This window comes from Mycolicibacterium tusciae (genome assembly GCF_002086795.1).
In the GTDB taxonomy this organism is placed as follows: Bacteria; Actinomycetota; Actinomycetes; order Mycobacteriales; family Mycobacteriaceae; genus Mycobacterium; species Mycobacterium tusciae.
The window spans coordinates 98,950-115,869 of record NZ_MVIM01000016.1 but is presented as its reverse complement, the minus strand read 5'-3'; the positions used below and the strand labels follow the sequence as shown (position 1 = coordinate 115,869).

The 16,920-nt window shown below is 66.3% G+C and carries 11 protein-coding genes; 5 read left to right on the top strand and 6 right to left on the bottom strand.

Features of this window, described 5'->3' with window-relative positions; genetic code table 11:
• Positions 1-7: 7 nt before the first annotated feature.
• From BST47_RS24085 to trmB, 3 genes are read right to left on the bottom strand one after another with little or no spacing between them, the layout of a single operon-like run.
• Entirely contained in the window at positions 8-3,322 is a 3,315-nt protein-coding gene (locus BST47_RS24085; protein WP_083128184.1) for an MMPL family transporter, read from the bottom strand.
• Between the two features lie 45 nt (positions 3,323-3,367).
• Positions 3,368-4,051, bottom strand: a complete 684-nt coding sequence (locus tag BST47_RS24080; RefSeq protein ID WP_083128183.1) for an NYN domain-containing protein — start codon at positions 4,049-4,051, stop codon at positions 3,368-3,370.
• The gene (trmB, locus tag BST47_RS24075) at positions 4,048-4,821 is read right to left on the bottom strand and encodes a tRNA (guanosine(46)-N7)-methyltransferase TrmB (protein WP_083128182.1); all 774 of its coding nucleotides are present in this window, start codon (positions 4,819-4,821) and stop codon (positions 4,048-4,050) included. The genes BST47_RS24080 and trmB overlap by 4 nt, the downstream gene beginning before the upstream one ends.
• A 184-nt stretch (positions 4,822-5,005) precedes the next feature.
• Between trmB and BST47_RS24070 the strand changes: the two genes are divergently transcribed.
• From BST47_RS24070 to BST47_RS24060, 3 genes are all read left to right on the top strand, one after another.
• The gene (locus BST47_RS24070) at positions 5,006-5,986 is read left to right on the top strand and encodes a tRNA modification GTPase (RefSeq protein WP_207568687.1); all 981 of its coding nucleotides are present in this window, start codon (positions 5,006-5,008) and stop codon (positions 5,984-5,986) included.
• A complete protein-coding gene (locus BST47_RS24065) occupies positions 5,983-7,455 on the top strand; it encodes a hypothetical protein (RefSeq protein ID WP_083128181.1) in 1,473 nt (490 codons plus the stop codon). The genes BST47_RS24070 and BST47_RS24065 overlap by 4 nt, the downstream gene beginning before the upstream one ends.
• A gap of 210 nt (positions 7,456-7,665) precedes the next feature.
• The gene (locus BST47_RS24060) at positions 7,666-9,495 is read left to right on the top strand and encodes a phosphoenolpyruvate carboxykinase (GTP) (RefSeq protein WP_083128180.1); all 1,830 of its coding nucleotides are present in this window, start codon (positions 7,666-7,668) and stop codon (positions 9,493-9,495) included.
• 108 nt (positions 9,496-9,603) lie between these two features.
• On the opposite strand, the gene BST47_RS24055 is transcribed toward BST47_RS24060, so the two are convergent.
• Complete coding sequence (locus BST47_RS24055) at positions 9,604-12,249, bottom strand: ATP-binding protein (RefSeq protein ID WP_234809845.1); 2,646 nt, start codon at positions 12,247-12,249, stop codon at positions 9,604-9,606.
• Between the two features lie 286 nt (positions 12,250-12,535).
• Here BST47_RS24055 and fadD4 point away from each other — a divergent pair, with 286 nt between their 5' ends.
• Both fadD4 and BST47_RS24040 read left to right on the top strand, forming a co-directional pair.
• A complete protein-coding gene (fadD4, locus tag BST47_RS24045; RefSeq protein WP_083128178.1) occupies positions 12,536-14,056 on the top strand; it encodes a fatty-acid--CoA ligase FadD4 in 1,521 nt (506 codons plus the stop codon).
• Positions 14,053-14,937, top strand: a complete 885-nt coding sequence (locus BST47_RS24040; RefSeq protein ID WP_083128177.1) for an enoyl-CoA hydratase/isomerase family protein — start codon at positions 14,053-14,055, stop codon at positions 14,935-14,937. Before fadD4 ends, BST47_RS24040 begins: the two co-directional genes overlap by 4 nt.
• A 51-nt stretch (positions 14,938-14,988) precedes the next feature.
• On the opposite strand, the gene BST47_RS24035 is transcribed toward BST47_RS24040, so the two are convergent.
• Positions 14,989-15,717, bottom strand: a complete 729-nt coding sequence (locus BST47_RS24035; protein ID WP_083128176.1) for a GntR family transcriptional regulator — start codon at positions 15,715-15,717, stop codon at positions 14,989-14,991.
• A 26-nt stretch (positions 15,718-15,743) separates the two neighbouring features.
• A complete protein-coding gene (locus BST47_RS24030) occupies positions 15,744-16,901 on the bottom strand; it encodes an acyl-CoA dehydrogenase family protein (protein ID WP_083128175.1) in 1,158 nt (385 codons plus the stop codon).
• Positions 16,902-16,920: the final 19 nt, after the last annotated feature.

Sequence of the window (16,920 nt, the reverse complement as noted above, 5' to 3'; positions counted from 1 at the left end):
ACGCGCTCTACATTCGGCCTTCGCGGCGCAGCAGATCCGCGGCGCTCACTCCGCCGCCACGCCGCTTCGGCTGCTCTTCGGCCGCGTTGAGCTTCTCGGTGGCAGTGTCTGAATCCTCGGCGCGTTGGGCGGGAATCGCCGTCGTCGCTGCGTCGTCGGGCTGCGCCTGAGGCTGTCCCCTCCCTTGCGGCGGGGTTCCCAGCGGGCGTCCCCTGCCTTGCGGCGGGGTCCCCGGACCCGGGTCTTCCGGCGCGGCCGCACCCGGCATCTTGCGGGTGGACGCCGTCGACGGGCGGCCCCGGCCCTCGGTGGCCGGCCTTCTGCTCGGCGACGGCGACGGCTGTCCGGCAGGCGCGCCGGTGCCGCGCAGTTCGCCGAGCCACGACTCGATCTCGCGCTCTTCCCGCGGGGGCGGGGGACCGGCGGCCGAGCGGGTGGCGGCCGCGGCGTTCTGCACGGCGTTGCGTACCGCGTCCCGTGCGGTCGACAGGCGCGTGGTCTGGGGCTCGTCGGCGGGCGGGCGTCCGGTCGGCATGCGGGTCGTGCCCGTGGTCGACGGCGCATTCGTCCGTGGCGGCGCGGCGGCCCGGCCGGCAGCGCCGGGACGCGACGCGCCCTCGGCCGCCGGATGCGTGGGATCGTGCGGCGGGCGGGGACGGGCGGGTACCGGTGCGCCCGCACCCACCAAAGCTTCGGGGTTCTCGACGGATTCGCGCACCGCGGGCCGTCTGCGCTCGTCGGGCAGCTCGGTCTCACCGAGGCCGAGGCGTTCCTGGATCCGCTTCATCCAGCGCGGCGCCCACCAGCAGTCGTCGCCGAGCAGCTTCATGATCGCGGGCACCAGGAACATACGGACGATGGTGGCGTCCAGCAGCAGGGCGATCAGCAGGCCGAACGCGAGGTACTTCATCATCACCAGGTCGGAGAACACGAACGCGCCCGCCACGACCGCGAGAACCAGTGCGGCACCGGTGATCAGCCGGCCCGTGGTGGCTGTACCGATGCGGATCGCCTCGGCGGTGGACATGCCGCGTTCGCGGGCCTCCACCATTCGGGACACGAGGAACACCTCGTAGTCGGTGGACAGACCCCAGATCACCGCGATGATCAGACCGATCATCGGAGCCATCAGCGGCTGTGGTGTGTAGTTCATCAGGCCGGAGCCGTGGCCGTCGACGAACATCCACGTCAGCACACCCATCGTGGAGCCGAGCGTGAGCGCGCTCATCACCGCGGCCTTGATCGGCAGCACCACCGAACCGAACGCCAGGAACATCAGGATGGTCGTGGTGACGATCAGGATGGTCACCATCAACGGCAGCTTGTCGAACAGGGCGTGGATGCTGTCCTGCTCCAGCGCGGGGGTACCGCCGACGGAGATCGTGAGTCCCCGCGGCGGGGAAATCGAGCGCAGCTCGTCGACCTTCTTCGCGGCGTCGTTGCGGTCGATCAAGCCGTTCTGGATGACGCGCACTGACGGATCGGTGGACTCACCGCCGCGGGCCTGCCACATCTTCGCGGGATCGCCGTCGGGCTCGATGAACCCCGGGACCGTCATGGCCTTACTGCGGATCTCCGCGACCTGCTGGTCGGTGACCGGCTGACCGTCGGTGTTCTCGATCACCAACGTCAGCGGTTCGGTGCGGAATCCGGGGAAGGTCTTGTCGAAGTTCTCCTGCGCCGAGCGGACGGCGTTGTCGGGCGGCAGGTACTTCTCGCTGATGCCGCCGAGCGCCAGCTGTCCCAGCGGGATGACGAGCACGATCATGGCGATCGCAATGGGTGCGGCGAAGGCCACGGGTCGCTTCATCACGACGTTGACGAGCTTGCCCCAGAAGCCCTTCTCGACCTCGGCGCGCGTCTTGGTCTTCTGTGTCTTCTCGGCGAGCCAATTCAGCCACCACACGATCGGGGTGCGGGCCAGCGGGACATAGCGCGCGAGCACGACGCCGACGACAACCACGGCGACGAAGATGACGATGCCCATCAACACCCAGTAGAGGGCGGTGCCGAGCGAGTCTTTCATCGCGGAGATGGCGTAGGCGAGACCGCCCAGCAGGGTGATGTAACCGAGCGTCAGCCCGATCAACGCAAACTGCGCGCCCTGCTCACCGGTCTCCCTGATCCGCTTGCGCGCCAAGTGTCCGAGCGCGATACCCACCGGCGGGACCAGCAGGCCGGTCGGGATCGACGCGATCGCCAACGTGTTGGTGCGCGGGTTGCCCGGGTCGGACCTGATGGTGTCCGGCTCGGCGAACTTCATCAGCCAACGCACGCCGAGGGCGTCGACCCGCGAGCCGAGAATGGCGAGCGCGGCGGGCAGCACGGTGATCGACAGGATCGCCGCGAGCATGACCGACGCGATGATCGCGTAGGTGATCGACTTCAGGAAGCCCTGCGGGAACAACAACAGTGGCACCGAGGACGCCACGAGGATGACCGCGGAGAACATGATGGTGCGCCCCGACGTCATCACCGAGCGGCGTACGGCAGCCTCGGTGTCGTAGCCCTCGGCGATCTCCTCGCGGAACCGGCTCACCATGAAGAGGCCGTAGTCGACGGCGATACCGAGACCCATGAGCGTGACCACGGGTTGGGCGAAGAAGTGCACCGGCATGACCTCGGCGAGCAGTCGCATGATGCCCAGTGCGCCCGCGATCGTCAGGCCACCGATGATGCCCGGAAGCGCTGCCGCGACCACGCCGCCGAACACGAAGAACAGCACGACACAGACCAGCGGGATGGCGGCCACCTCGGCGCGCTTCTGGTCCTCGCCGATGGTGCCGGTGAGCTCGCTGGCCAGCGGTTGCAGGCCGGCGAGCTGGATATTGCCGTCGTTGACCTTGCGCAGGTCGGGCTCGATCGCCTGGTAGTTCTTCAGAATCGTGTCGTCGTCATCGCCCTTGAGCGGGACGCTGATGAACGTCGTCGACATGTCCGACGTCTTCATCTGCTGGACCGTCGGGTCGTCGCTGTTGGGGGCACGCAGCCAGCCCACCCAGCCGACCATCTGGTCCTCGTGGTCCGCGACGAGCTGGTTGAGCTCGTCGGTGACCTTCTTCATCCACTCGGGGTCGTCGACCTTCTTGCCGTCGGGCGGCGTGAGTATCGCCACCACGTGGCTCGTTCGGTCACGCCCGTACGCCTCGTCGGCGGTTACCGAGGCGTGGACGGACTGGCTGCCCTCGTCATAGAAGCCGCTCTGCGTGACGTTCTCGCCCAGACTGATGCCGAACACGCCGCCACCGAGGCACAGTGCAACCATGACGCCGATGACGGAGTACCGAAACCGGTACACCATCCGACCCCACCAGGCGAACACCTAAGCTCCTAACGCTCACAAATCTTCAAGGCGCACCCGCGCATTTCAAGTGTTGACGCGCGAGGTCAGCAACGATGACAGCGGCCGGAACGGCTGCAGCCAAGCCCCCTGCTCGGGCAGCGAATCCAATCCGATCCGCGGCAATGGCTCCCGGAAAACACCAGGAATGTCCTCCAGGTCGACGAACACCAAGGTATCCGACGCTAGCGCCCAGCTCGCATGTTCGCGAAATCCAAGCACCTGCACAGGCACGCCGTCGCGGGCGATTTCCTCCAACGGCTGCTTGAATGCTTGACCGTCGGCCGAGGCCACCAGCACACCGGCCAGGCCCTCACTCCTGCGAAGCGCGATGTGATTGAGCATGTCGACGTCGACGTCACTGTCTTCATCGATCTTCGGTTTTGCGAACACCGCGAAGCCGACGTTACGCAATGCCTCCACCCAAGGTCGAACCACATCGGCGCTACCAGGGGCGATGTTCGTGAACACGGTGGCTTCGGGCTCCAGCGAGACGTCGGGCCGGGTGGCCGACAGCTCCGCCGTGCGCGACAGCAGCCAGCGTCCCAGCGCGTCGAACCGGGGCCGGTGCGCCGCGGTGGGGCGACCGCCGAGAATCGAGCCGAGACCCATGTCCAGGTTGGGCGCATCCCAGACGAGCAGCACCCGGCCGGTCGCGGGCGGCGTTTCGGCCACGTCCGCGATCCGCGCGATGTCTTCGGTGAGGCTCATTGGGCCTTCTCCCAGAGCAGTTCGGTGACCACGGGGCCTGCGAGAGCCTTGCGCTCGTACTTCGTCACCGGCCGATCGACCGAGATGGGAAGGGCGTCCTCGATGCGCACGCGGCGCAACCGCGGTTCGGCATCACCGACCTCGGCGATGTGCTCGGCGTAACTCATGTGGTCCGTCGCGGCGTGCAGCACACCGCCCGGCCGCAGCCGGTCTGCGATCAGCGCCATGGTCGCGGGCTGCAGCAGCCGGCGCTTGTGGTGGCGGGCCTTGGGCCACGGGTCGGGAAAGAAGACCCGCACCCCGGTCAGCGAGTCCGCCCCGAACATGTACTGCAGGACCTCGACGCCATCGCCGCGGACCAGGCGGATATTGCGGACGCGCTCGCGGTCGATCCCGGACAGCAGCTGTGCCAGCCCGCGACGGTAGACCTCAACGGCGACCACATCGATGTCCGGTTCTGCCTGGGCCATCGCCAGTGTCGAGGTGCCCGCGCCGCAGCCGATCTCGACGACGATCGGTGCCTTGCGCCCGAACCAGGCCTCGGTGTCCAACGCGGGCGCCGGGCCGTCGCCGTCGCGGGCGTGCATGCCCAGCTCAGGCCAGAGCCGGTCCCACGTGGCCTGCTGTGCGCCGCTCAACGTCGTCCGGCGGGTTCTGAAGCTGGTCACCCGGGGATGCAGATGTGACGGGGGTGGTGCCCCGACTTCCGCCGGCTGAGCCGGCAGTCCCACACCCGCGCTACCCGAAAGCATCCGTCCATCGTCGCTCATCAAGGGGGGAGTACCCGCATCGTGGTACAGATTGATACCCAACAGTTGCCTTCGACTGCTAGGCCTCGACCGCGGGCTGCCGGTTTACTCCCAACGGCCACAACTACCGCTCGCGACATGCCTGCGGAGGTGCCAACATCGTGGGTGGGGAACGGGGCCACCGATCGTGGTATCCGTGGGGAGCATGGAGGCTGCTGAGATTTTCGTTGACGTCTTGACGCAATTCGCTGAGCAGAGCCGTAATCCGCGGTTGGCGCCGATCATTCGGCGGGCCGCTGCGCCGGTAGGCGTTGCCGTGTGCGGACGCCGAGGTGTCGGGCGGAGCACGGTGGCCGCCGCGCTGGCCGACGCCGGTGTCGCGGTGACGGCGGACGCCGCCGACGTCACCGTGCTCGTCGTCGCCGAGACCCTCAAGCCAGAGGATCTGATCGTGGCGAACCGTTCGGACAAGTCGACGGTGGTCGTCTTGAACAAGGCGGATCTGAGCGCGTTCGGTGACGCCGGGCCGCTGGCAACCGCGCAGCGCCATGCCACCGTCCTGCGCGCGCGGACGAATGCGCCCACCGTGCCTGTGGTGGGTCTGCTTGCCCGCGCCGAGCTGGACGATGAACTGATGACCGCGTTGCAGACGCTGGTGGATGCGCCCGCGGACCTCACCTCGACCGACGCCTTCGTGCAGTCCGACCATCCGCTGTCGTCCGAGACGAGAAATCGCCTGCTCGACGCGCTGGACCGGTTCGGCATCGCTCACGCCGTGCTGGCCGTCGAAGGCGGCGCCGACCTCGCGGCAGTTCGGGCGTTGCTGCGCCGAACAAGCCGGATCGATGAAGCGGTCGCGCAGGTGGCAGCGGCCGGCGCGGCGACCCGGTACCGGCGGGTGCGCGCGGCGATCAACGAATTACGCTCGCTGGCAATGCGATCCGGCGATCAACAGCTAGCTGATTTTCTCGTCACCGACGACATGGTGCTGGCCGCGATGGGGGCCGCCGTTGAGGCGGTGGAGGCCGACGGCATGCACGTCGATCGGGGTGACGATCCCGCCGCGCATCGCAGGCGCGCCGTGCACTGGCGGCGCTACGGCTGCGGCCCGGTCAACGCCCTGCATCGGAGGTATTCGGCCGATATCTGCCGAGGCTCGCTGCGATTGCTCGGGCGGTCCCGGTGACCAGCGAGAGCACCGATACACGGGTTGGGGAGCGCAGCGATCCGGTCGCTGCGGCCGACGCCGTGGTTGCAGCGGTCGAACCGGGTCTGACGTCGCCCGGTGTTCAGGGCCGCGACGTCGTGTTGGTGGTGGGTCCGTGGCTGGCCGGTACCACCAGCCTGATCGCAACATTGCGAGAGCAGTTGCCCGAGCACACGTTCGTCGAATCCGAGGAACTGCACCCGACGCATGCTCCGACGGCCGTCGTCTTCACCGTGTCCGCGATCGCGCCGATGACCGAATCCGATTGTGCGCTAATCGATTTGGCCAGCAGGAACACCGACTTGGTGATCGGTGTGGTGTCGAAGATCGATGCGCACCGCCACTGGCGCGAGGTACTGGCTGCAAATCGCGAGCTGTTGACGCAACGCGCGCCGAACTACGCCCAGGTGCAGTGGGTGGGTGCCGCGGCCGCCCCCGATCTGGGTGCGCCTCGCGTCGACGAGCTCGTCGGCCTGCTGCGGCAGCGACTGTCCGATCCCGATGTCGCTCGCCGAAACCGGCTGCGCGCGTGGGAAACCCGGCTGCTCGCTAATATCGCACACTACCGGGCCGACGGTGACGGAACGGACCGGCGGGCCCGGGTGAGCGCACTGCACTCCAAACGCGACGACATCCTGAGCCGCCGACGGCTGTCGAAGTCCGAACGCGCGATCGCGTTGCGCAGCCAACTGCAGCAGGCCCGTGTTCAGCTGGGGCACTTCGCCCGTAACCGCTGCACGTCCGTGCGCAGTGAACTGGCCGAGGACGCCGCGCAGTTGACCCGCCTCAAGATCGGCACGTTCGAATCGCGGGTGCGGGCCCGCATGCACGAGGTCGTCGATGAGGTGGAGGAGGGCATCACCGATCAGCTGACGGACGTCGCGACAGAGGTGGGCCTACCTGTGCCGCCGGCCGCCGCACCCCCGTCGACACCGGAGATCGCCGCACCGCCACTCAAATCACGTCGGCAGGAAACCCAGTTGATGATGATCCTCGGCGCCGGCTTCGGGCTCGGGGTGGCGCTCGTGGTGACCCGGCTGTTCGCCGGGCTTGCACCCGGTATGACCGTCGCGGGACTTGCGGCAGGAGGCGTCGTCGGGCTGGTGCTGACGGTGTGGGTGGTCGGCATCCGCGGGCTGCTGCACGACCGAGGGGTGCTCGACCGCTGGATCAGCGACGCCGTCAACGTATTGCGGTCCGCGGTGGAGGAACGGGTTGCCACTCGGATCCTGGTCGCCGAGACGGCGCTTACCTCCGAGCTCGCCCATCGCGACGAGGTGGAGGGCGCCACTGCCGCGGGCCGGGTCGCCGAGATCGACGCCGAACTGCGCGACCACGCGCTGCAGACGGCCAAGGCGGCGAAGGCCAGGGACCGTCGACTGCCCACGCTCTTGGCGGCCGTCGACGCCGTCCAGGCCGAGCTGTACGGAAAAACCGCGACCAGCTGAATCGATACACCGCGCCCATACCCTCTGAGCGGGCCTTCTGAATCGTTCCTGTGAGTGATCGGACATAGATCCGATTTACCGCGGGTATGTCACCCGCGTTAACCTCTTTATTACAGGGACGACCGAGACGCGCTGCCTTTCATTGGTACACGCTCCTCAGTCCCGGGTCCTGGCAGAACCGCATACGCAGCAAGATTGCAGGAGACACACATGACCGCAGCGACCATTCCAGGTCTGGACACCGCACCGACGAAGCACAAGGGGCTGCTCGCCTGGGTCCAGGAGGTCGCCGAACTCACGCAGCCCGACCGGGTCGTGTTTGCCGACGGGTCCGAGGAGGAAGCCGACCGGCTGTCCCAGCAGCTCGTCGAGGCCGGGACCTTCAAGCGACTCAATGACGAGAAGAAGCCGAACTCCTACCTGGCTCTGTCCGATCCCTCCGACGTCGCGCGCGTGGAGTCGCGCACCTTCATCTGCTCGGAGAAGGAGATCGACGCGGGTCCGACCAACAACTGGATGGACCCCGCCGAGATGCGCGGCATCATGACCGACCTGTACCGCGGGAGCATGCGCGGCCGCACGATGTACGTCGTGCCCTTCTGTATGGGCCCGCTCGGTGCCGACGATCCCAAGCTCGGCGTGGAGCTCACCGACTCCGAATACGTCGTGGTGTCGATGCGGACGATGACCCGGATGGGCAAGGCGGCGCTGGAGAAGATCGGCGACGACGGCTTCTTCGTCAAGGCGCTGCACTCGATCGGCGCCCCGCTGGAGCCCGGCCAGAAGGATGTGCCGTGGCCCTGCAACGACACCAAGTACATCAGCCACTTCCCGGAGACCCGCGAGATCTGGAGCTACGGCTCGGGCTACGGCGGCAATGCGCTCCTGGGTAAGAAGTGCTACTCGCTGCGCATCGCGTCGGCGATGGCGCACGACGAGGGCTGGCTCGCCGAGCACATGCTGATCCTCAAGCTGATCTCGCCGGAGAACAAGTCGTACTACGTCGCGGCGGCGTTCCCGTCGGCGTGCGGTAAGACCAACCTCGCGATGCTGCAGCCCACGATCCCGGGCTGGCGCGCGGAGACCGTCGGTGACGACATCGCCTGGATGCGATTCGGCAAGGACGGCCGCCTGTATGCGGTCAACCCCGAATTCGGCTTCTTCGGTGTCGCACCCGGCACCAACTGGTCATCGAACCCCAACGCGATGAAGACCATCGCGGCGGGCAACACCGTCTTCACCAACGTCGCGCTGACCGACGACAACGATGTCTGGTGGGAGGGCCTGGAGGGCGATCCCGACCACCTCATCGACTGGAAGGGCAACGACTGGGTCCTGCGCGAAACGGAAAGCAAAGCCGCCCATCCGAACTCGCGTTACTGCACCCCGATGTCGCAGTGCCCCACGCTGGCTCCGGAGTGGGACGATCCGCAGGGCGTGCCGATCTCGGCGATCCTCTTCGGCGGCCGTCGCAAGACGACGGTGCCGCTGGTGACGCAGGCCCGCGACTGGCAGCACGGCGTCTTCATCGGTGCCACGCTTGGCTCCGAGCAGACCGCCGCCGCCGAGGGCAAGGTCGGCACCGTCCGGCGTGACCCGATGGCCATGCTGCCGTTCCTCGGCTACAACGTCGGCGACTACTTCGCCCACTGGATCGACATCGGCAAGAACGCCGACGAGTCGAAGATGCCGAAGATCTTCTTCGTCAACTGGTTCCGTCGCGGTGACGACGGCCGCTTCCTGTGGCCGGGCTTCGGCGAAAACAGCCGAGTGATGAAGTGGATCGTCGATCGCATCGAGCAGAAGGCCGGCGGGAAGACGACGCCGATCGGCATCGTGCCGACCGCCGAGGACCTTGATTTGTCCGGTCTGGATGTCGACGCGGCCGATGTCAACGAAGCACTCGCGGTCAACGTGGACGAGTGGCGTGAGGAAATCCCGCTGATCGAGGAGTGGTTCGAGTTCGTCGGTGAGAAGCTGCCGACCGGCATCAAGGACGAGTTCGACGCCCTGAAGCACCGCCTCGCCGAAGCCGAGTAGCTTTGCTCACCTCCCTCGCGAGCGTGCGGGTCTGTACACGGCACGCCGCGAATGCCGAGCACTTTACGCACGCTCGCGGTTGAGTGAGCGCGCGTGGCTAGCATGCTTCTAGCGTTCGGCGGCCATCTCCGCGCGTACACGATCGATCTGTTCGCAGGCGTACGTCACGGCGCTCGCCAAGCTCATCTGCGCGCCCGCGCGAGCGAGGGAGTCGTACGCATCATCACCGAGCGCATCGCGTAATCGAACTTCATCCGCAGCCAACACCGGGAATGACGACCGGTTGAAGGGCGTGTCTGCGCAACCGATTAACGTCGCGGCGGCTTCGGCTCGCCCGATCCGGACGAACAGTGACGCAAGGGCGGCCAACGAGTTTCCGACGAGGAAGAAGTTGCCCGAATCGTACTGATTGCGAATCGACACAATCGAGTAGCCGAGGGCATCGGCGGGCTCGCCGTGAACGGCCGTGAGGGAAGTCAGCATCGCCGCGATGTTCGACTCCGTCTGTCTACTTCCACTGGCCTGCGCGATTTCGAGTCCCCGACGCAGAGCGTCATAGGCGATGCGGGAATCACGGTCGCGGTACGCGGTGCCGTAGGCGAACAGCGCCCACGCGGCGTAGGTCGGGTTGTCGGTAGCCTCGAGCATCGCGGGTAATTCGTCAGCCACGGCGATCGCCTCGTCATTCTGACCGGCCATTTGTAGCGCGATGACGAACAGGGCGCGCGTGTGGATATGGATATCAGGATGCAGCGTGACCGCCGTGCGGCACCAATCGACCCATCGTTCGGGCTCACCCGCCGCCGTGTAGGGAGCGCCAAGGGATGCCTCGTTTTCTCTGCGAATCTCGTCGAAGCGGCCACTGAGAATCGCCTCCTGTCCAGCGGCGGCATAACCCAGTGCATCCTCGATTCGACCGGCTGTGAAGCACAGTGCCGCAACACCATACAGCTGGGCGAGGCGCCGGTGGCCGATCTTTCGCGCGGGCCCGATCAGTTCCTCGTTCCATCGAATTGGTTCGTAGTGGTCGCTCCAGAATCCCGCCAGCGCCGCATAGATGGCGATGGCCGAGGCGGAGTCGATGTCGTCGGAGTCGAGGGCCCAGCGAAATGCGGTGCGCAAGTTGGCTATCTCGACAGTGAACCACTCGTACGCTTCGAGTTGGCGTGGCCCATCCCACAGGGTGGTGATGCTGTTCTCGAGTCCTGCGAAGTAGCGCGCATGGGCGGTACGGACGGCGCCGGCGTCACCCGTGGTGACGAGTTGCTCTTCGGCGAACTGACGAATGGTCTCGAGCATGGAGTACCGGGTGTGGCCTGCCGACCTGTCGGCGACGACGAGTGACTTTCGAACCAGCGCGTCCAGCGTGTCCAGCGTGGTGAATTCGTCGTCCGAGCCCGACACGCCACATGCGGCGGCCAGATCGAAACCGCCCGAGAACACGGAGCACGTTGCGAGCAAGTCCTTTTCGTTATCGTCGAGCAGGTCGTAAGACCATTGCACCGCATGACGCAGGGTCTGGTGACGCTCCAGCTGCCGTCGTGATCCGACGAGGAGGCGGAACCGTCTATCGAGCCGATCTCGAACCTCTGTGACGGTCATCGACTGCATGCGTGACGCGGCCAACTCGATGGCCAGAGGTATTCCGTCCAGGCGTTGGCATATCTCGGTAATTTCCTCCGGATGGTTGGACGCCGAGAAGGCGGGCGAGACTGCCTGCACGCGTTCGACGAAGAGCATTGCTGCAGTCGACTCGACGCCGCTGCCGACGTCGAGTGACGGCACCGGCCAGAGCTGTTCGTCCGCCAGCCCGAGGCCCTCTCGGCTGGTCGCAAGGATCGTGACGGTGGATGACGCCCCCAGAATCGCTCCGATCAGACCGGCGGAGCTGTCGAGCACATGTTCGCAGTTGTCGAACACCAGCAGCCGGGAACGTCCCCATAGCGCCGACGCGATGCTGGCCGTCACCGTCATGCCCGGCTGCTGTTTGACGCCGAGCACCGCGGCCGTCGCCTCGGGGATGGCGGTTTCGTCGGCTATCGCGGCAAGCTCTATGACGAACACGCCGTCCAGGTAGGCACTTGCTGAGCGTCCGGCTATCTCCAACGCCAAGCGTGTCTTGCCGACTCCTCCGACGCCGGTAAGCGTCACCAAACGATGCTGTTTCAACGCCGATTGCAGCTCGTTGAGTTCTGTCTCACGACCGATCAGGTTGGTAGTGGGGACCCGCAGATTCCCCGGCGCCGAATCCTCGGTCTTCAACGGCGGGAAATCAGTTCGCAACTCCGCGGCCTGGACCTGAAAGATCTCCACCGGCTTCGCGATGTCACGTAATCGCTTGCTTCCCAGCGTCGTCATGTCCGCGGCGGGAACCAAACCGGCGGTTGTCCCGTCGAGCAGAATCTGTCCGCCGTGCCCTGCTGCCATCACCCGAGCGGCGCGGTTGAGGACGGCGCCGAAGTAGTCGCCGTCGCGAAGTTGGGCTTCGCCGCTAGCGAGGCCCATCCGCACGGGGAGTTCGAGCGAGCGTTGGGCGGCGACGGCGGCGTCGACGGCATCGCCGGGTGAGGCGAACACTGCGCACACCCCGTCGCCGGTGTGCTTGAACACCACTCCGCCGTGGTCTTGGATCGCATCCCTCAACACCGCGTCATGGATGCCGAGTGCCCAGCGCATCGCGTCCGCGTCGGCCTCCCACCGGCGGGTCGATCCCTCGATGTCGGTGAACAGAAACGTCACCACTCCCGATGGCACGCTCAATGCATCTCACGCTCCGCCAACAACAGAGCGGTAGCTTCGCATCTTGTCGATTGCGTAGGCCGCCTTCGCAGCGTTCGGCATGTCCGCTCTGACGTGCGCCAACTCCTCGTAGGTCTCGTCACCGAAAGCTCGCGCAGATATGCAGAGGGCGGGGTGAACTTCGTGGTCACAGCTCAGACCCCCGATCCCCGGCGCTGTCATGGTAAGTCGGACAGCGAGCTCGACCTGCGCTTTCTACCCACTTGACACCCGTCAAGATTGCACGTCGTAAAGTCGGCGCATGCAGATTCGCGAGCATGCCGAGGCCACCCCCGACAGGCCGGCCGTCATCATCCATCCGGCCGGAACGATCGTCACATTCGAGGAGCTGGAGGAGCGCGCCAACCGGCTGGCTCACCACCTCCGCGATGCCGGTCTGGTCGAAGGTGACACCGTCGCGGTGCTGATGGAGAACAACGAGCATCTGCCGACGGTGATGTGGGCGGCGCGGCGCAGCGGCCTGTACTACACCGTGATCAGCACCCACCTCACCCCGACCGAGGTCGCGTACATCATCGACAACAGCGGCGCGAAGGCCATGATCGGATCGCGCGCGACGCGAAGGATCTGCGAAGGGCTGGCGGAGCTGGACGCACTGCCGGAACTGCTGCTGATCGCCGACGACGACCTCGACGGCTGGCAGCGCTACCCAGAGTGCGTGGCGGACCGGCCGAGCACACCCATCGACGACGAGATCGAGGGCGATCTGCTGCAGTACTCGTCGGGAACGACAGGCCGCCCCAAGGGAATTCGCCGAGAACTCACCCACGTCAAACCTGTCGACGCACCGAACCTGGTGTCCGCGCTGCTGATGGCCATCCAGATGAGCCCGAAGTCCGTATACCTGAGCCCGGCGCCGCTGTACCACACCGCGCCATGCCTCTGGTCGATGAGCGCTCAGGCGATGGGCGTGACGACGGTGATCATGTCGAAGTTCGACCCGGAATCGGCGCTGGACGCCATCCAGAGGTACCGGGTGACCAGCGGCCAGTTCGTCCCGGCGATGTTCGTGCGGATGCTCAAACTTCCTGAGGACGTGCGCAATTCGTACGACCTATCGAGCCTGCACCGCGTGGTGCACGCCGCCGCACCGTGCCCCGTCGACATCAAGAAACAGATGATCGACTGGTGGGGTCCGATCGTCGACGAGTACTACTCGTCATCCGAAGGCGCGGGCATCACCTTCATCCCCGCCGAGGAATGGCTGAAACGCCCTGGCTCCGTTGGTAAGCCGCTGCTCGGTGTGGCGCACGTCCTCGATGACGACGGCAACGACCTCCCGCCCGGTCAGGCGGGGCAGATCTACTTCGACCTGGGTGTCGTGCCATTCGTCTATCACAAGGACCCGGAGAAGACCGCGGCGTCACGCGACAGGCACGGCTGGGTGACCGTCGGCGATGTCGGTTACGTGGACGACGAGGGCTACATGTTCCTCACCGACCGCAAGCACCACATGATCATCTCCGGCGGCGTCAACATCTATCCGCAGGAAGCGGAGAACATGTTGATCACCCATCCGAAGGTGCTCGACGCGGCCGTGTTCGGCATCTCCGACGACGAGATGGGCCAGAGCGTCAAGGGCGTCGTCCAGACGGTCGACCCCGCCGACGCGAGCGAGGCGTTCGGTGACGAGCTACTGACTTGGCTGCGCGAACGGCTGGCGCACTACAAGTGTCCGCGGTCGATCTCCTTCGAGGCGCAGCTGCCGCGCACCGAAACCGGCAAGATGTTCAAGCAGGAGCTGATAAAAAAGTACTCGTGAAGCTTGTCGAACTCGGTTCGGGTGTGGTCGTTGCGACCGGATCCCCGTCGGAAGAAGCAACTTTCACGCTTACCGAGAGTGAAAGCGACGATCGCCGTGCCGTGACCGTGGGCTCGATACCCGACGCTCTCGACGAACTGCGTGAGCGTTGCCTGCGCTGGCCGCAGGCCGCCGCGATCTGCAGCGATGTACTGCGTGCGTTCGACCCCGGCGCGCCCGCGTTCGCCGGCATCGTCACCGAATCGCTCGCCTACTCGACCCTGCAGTCCGGACCCGAGTTCGCGCGCTGGCTGACCGAGCGCGGACCGGCGCGACCGGTGAATCTCCCGGATCCGGTACAGGCCGAGCGCGTCGAGGACAACCTGTACGTGCGGTTCAACCGACCGCTGCGCCACAACGCCTTCTCGACCGACGCGCGTGCGGCGCTACTGGAAGCCCTCGAGGTGGCTCGCCTCGATCCATCGGTCACCGATGTCGTGCTGTCGGGCAATGGTCCGTCGTTCTGCAGCGGCGGCGATCTCGCCGAGTTCGGCACGTTCGCCGATCCGGCCAGCGCCCATCTGGCCCGTATTCGGCACAGCCCTGCGCTGGTGCTCGACGAACTGACCGCCCGCCTGGGCACGCGCTGCCGGGCCGAGGTGCACGGTCAGGTACTGGGCAGCGGTTTGGAGATGGCCGCCTTCTGCGGCTGGGTCCAGTCGCGGCCGGATGCGGTCTTCGGCCTTCCGGAGCTGACCCTGGGACTGATTCCCGGCGCAGGCGGCACCGTGAGCATCACCCGCAGGATCGGCCGATGGCGAACCGCGTATCTGGTGCTGAGCGGGCAGACCATCGATGCGCCGACCGCACTGCGGTGGGGCCTGATCGACGAGATCCTGTGAATTCGGCGCGCAAACGCACCGTCGCGGTTGCTGGGCGCGCCGAATCCGCAACTAGCCCGACCGACGCAACGTCACCCGATAGGTGTACTGCTCGGGCAGGAAGTGGCTGACGGACAACTCGACGGGGTGGCGGCTCGCGTCGGAGTAGAGCCGGTCCACCCGCAGCATGGGATGGCCGGGTTCGCACGACACCGCCTCCGCGACCGCGGGCTCAGCGGGCGCGACCGTAATCGACTGCGCCGCTTCGGTGATCGGCTCGATCAGATACGGCTCGAGGATGCCGATCACGGTCTGGGTGCCGACGGCGCCGTCCTGCAGTTCGGGCGACGACAACACCGCATGGGCCACCGCGGGAACCAGGTGCACGGTCGTCATCACGAACGGCACGCCGTCGTGCAGCCGCCGGAACACCACCGAGTAGACGACGTCGTCGTCGAGCCGCAGCCGGCTCGCGGCATGCAGGTCCACCCGCCTGCGCAGCCCGGTGAGCACCTCCATCGTGGTGTCGTCGGACAGACTCATCAGGTCTTCTATGGAGCCGAGCTGTCGCAGATAGCGTTGTCCGGTCTCGCTGGCGTATGTGCCGCGCCCCGGCACCCGGTACACCACGCCCTCGGCGACCAGATCCTGAAACGCCCGTCGCACCGTCTGCCGTGAAAGGCCATGGCGCTCGACCAGTTCGGATTCGGTGGGCAATCGAGAGCCGTCGCTGTACCGACCCGTTGCGATGTCGTCGCGAAGTCGCTCACGCAGAGTTTGGTACGCGGGCGCTGATCGCATCAGGTGCTCCTCACGTCCGCGCGCAACTAGATGCCGCCGCGGGCAACCAGTTGGGCGGCGATCACATTGCGCTGAATCTCGTTGGTTCCCTCACCGACGATCATCAGTGGCGCATCGCGGAAGTACCGCTCGACGTCGAACTCGGTCGAGTAGCCGTAGCCACCATGGATCCGGACGGCGTTCAGCGCGACCTCCATCGCCACCTCCGAGGCGAACAGCTTGGCCATCCCCGCCTCCATATCGCACCGTTCGCCGCTGTCGTAGCGCTGTGCGGCATACAGCGTCAGCTGCCGTGCGGCCGTCAGCTTGGTCGCCATGTCGGCCAGGTAGTTGCCGATCGACTGGTGTTTCCAGATCGGCTGGCCGAAGCTCTCGCGCTCCTGCGCGTACTTCAGCGCATCCTCGAGTGCCGCGGTGGCCACACCGAGCGCGCGCGACGCGACCTGTATGCGGCCCGTTTCAAGGCCTTTCATCATCTGAGCGAAGCCCTTCCCGGGCGCGCCGCCGAGGATCGCGGCCGCGGGCAGGCGATAGTCGGTGAAGGTCAGTTCGCAGGACTCGACGCCCTTGTAGCCCAACTTCGGCAGATCCCGTGACACCGTCAGTCCAGGACCGTGCTCGACCAGGACTACCGAGATGCCTTTGTGCTTCGGCGTCGCGGTCGGATCGGTCTTGCACAGCAGGGCGATCAGACCGGAGCGGCGGGCGTTGCTGATCCATGTCTTCGACCCGTTGATGACCAGGTCGGAGCCCTCGGTCGATGCGACGGTGCTCATGTTCTGCAGATCCGACCCGCCGCCGGGCTCGGTGAGCGCCATCGTCGCCCTCAGCTCACCGGTCGCCATCGTCGGCAGATACCGCTGCTTCTGCTCCTCGGTGCCGAACAATGCGAGCAGCTTCGCCACCACAGTGTGCCCGCCCATCGCGCCCGCCAGGCTCATCCAGCCCCGCGAGAGTTCCTGGGTGACCTCGACATAGCACGGCATCGACACCGGGGAACCACCGTACGATTCGGGGATCGCCAGGCCGTAGATGCCGATGCGCTTCATTTGTTCGATCCACGCCTCGGGGTACTCGTTGGCGTGTTCGGTCTCCCGCACGGCAGGTTTGACGTCGCGGTCCACGAAGGTCCGCACCGTCTCCACCAGCATGGCTTCTTCTTGACTCAGCATTTGTACGGCCATATTGACACTTTGTGCGGCC